The organism is Pelotomaculum isophthalicicum JI, assembly GCF_029478095.1.
Lineage (GTDB): Bacteria > Bacillota > Desulfotomaculia > Desulfotomaculales > Pelotomaculaceae > Pelotomaculum_D > Pelotomaculum_D isophthalicicum.
This window is the reverse complement of sequence record NZ_JAKOAV010000082.1, coordinates 1-1,676: the sequence shown is the minus strand read 5'-3', so window position 1 is coordinate 1,676 and position 1,676 is coordinate 1. Positions and strand designations below refer to the sequence as shown.

At 54.5% G+C, this 1,676-nt stretch carries 1 rRNA gene; it reads left to right on the top strand.

Going from position 1 to position 1,676, the window contains the following annotated elements:
• The first annotated feature begins 3 nt into the window (after nt 1-3).
• Nucleotides 4-1,537: ribosomal RNA gene (locus L7E55_RS17485) — 16S ribosomal RNA — on the top strand.
• The last annotated feature ends 139 nt before the right edge of the window (nt 1,538-1,676 follow it).

Sequence of the window (1,676 nt, the reverse complement as noted above, 5' to 3'; positions counted from 1 at the left end):
ATATAAATGGAGAGTTTGATCCTGGCTCAGGACGAACGCTGGCGGCGTGCTTAACACATGCAAGTCGAACGGAGGTTACGAGGAAGCTTGCGAATTGTAACCTTAGTGGCGGACGGGTGAGTAACGCGTGGATAACCTGCCTGTCAGACCGGGACAACACCGGGAAACTGGTGCTAATACCGGATACGCTCGTTGGTACGCATGTACTAATGAGGGAAGGGGAAACCCGCTGACAGATGGGTCCGCGTCCCATTAGCTAGTTGGGGGTGTAAAGGACCACCAAGGCGACGATGGGTAGCCGGCCTGAGAGGGTGGACGGCCACACTGGAACTGAGACACGGTCCAGACTCCTACGGGAGGCAGCAGTGGGGAATCTTCCGCAATGGGCGAAAGCCTGACGGAGCAACGCCGCGTGAGTGATTAAGGCCTTCGGGTTGTAAAACTCTGTCTTCAGGGAAGAAAGAAATGACGGTACCTGAGGAGGAAGCCCCGGCTAACTACGTGCCAGCAGCCGCGGTAAAACGTAGGGGGCGAGCGTTGTCCGGAATTACTGGGCGTAAAGGGCGCGTAGGCGGTTATCCAAGTCAGGGGTGAAAACTCTGGGCTCAACTCAGAGCCTGCCTCTGAAACTGGGTGACTTGAGGGCAGGAGAGGGGAGTGGAATTCCCAGTGTAGCGGTGAAATGCGTAGATATTGGGAGGAACACCAGTGGCGAAGGCGACTCTCTGGCCTGTTACTGACGCTGAGGCGCGAAAGCGTGGGGAGCAAACGGGATTAGATACCCCGGTAGTCCACGCCGTAAACGATGGGTGCTAGGTGTAGGAGGTATCGACCCCTTCTGTGCCGTAGCTAACGCAATAAGCACCCCGCCTGGGGAGTACGGCCGCAAGGTTGAAACTCAAAGGAATTGACGGGGGCCCGCACAAGCGGTGGAGCATGTGGTTTAATTCGACGCAACGCGAAGAACCTTACCAGGGTTTGACATCCCCTGACAGCTATTGAAAGGTAGTTTTCTATCTTCGGATAGACAGGGAGACAGGTGGTGCATGGTTGTCGTCAGCTCGTGTCGTGAGATGTTGGGTTAAGTCCCGCAACGAGCGCAACCCCTACGTTTAGTTGCTAACGCGTGAAGGTGAGCACTCTAGACGAACTGCCGTTGACAAAACGGAGGAAGGTGGGGATGACGTCAAATCATCATGCCCCTTATATCCTGGGCCACACACGTGCTACAATGGCCGGTACAGAGGGAAGCTAAGCCGTGAGGCGGAGCAAATCCCAAAAAGCCGGTCTCAGTTCGGATTGCAGGCTGCAACCCGCCTGCATGAAGTCGGAATCGCTAGTAATCGCAGGTCAGCATACTGCGGTGAATACGTTCCCGGGCCTTGTACACACCGCCCGTCACACCACGAAAGCTGACAACACCCGAAGCCGGTGACTTAACCTGAAAAGGAGAGAGCTGTCGAAGGTGGGGTTGGTGATTGGGGTGAAGTCGTAACAAGGTAGCCGTATCGGAAGGTGCGGCTGGATCACCTCCTTTCTAAGGAGAAGCAGGTAGTTGGTAGATAGTAGTTGTTGGTAGATGGATAATCGAAGGAATTTGGCAAAGCCAAATTCCAACAACAAAATCCAGCAACCAATAACCAGTATCCAACAACCAAACTCCTAGGTCGGTACAT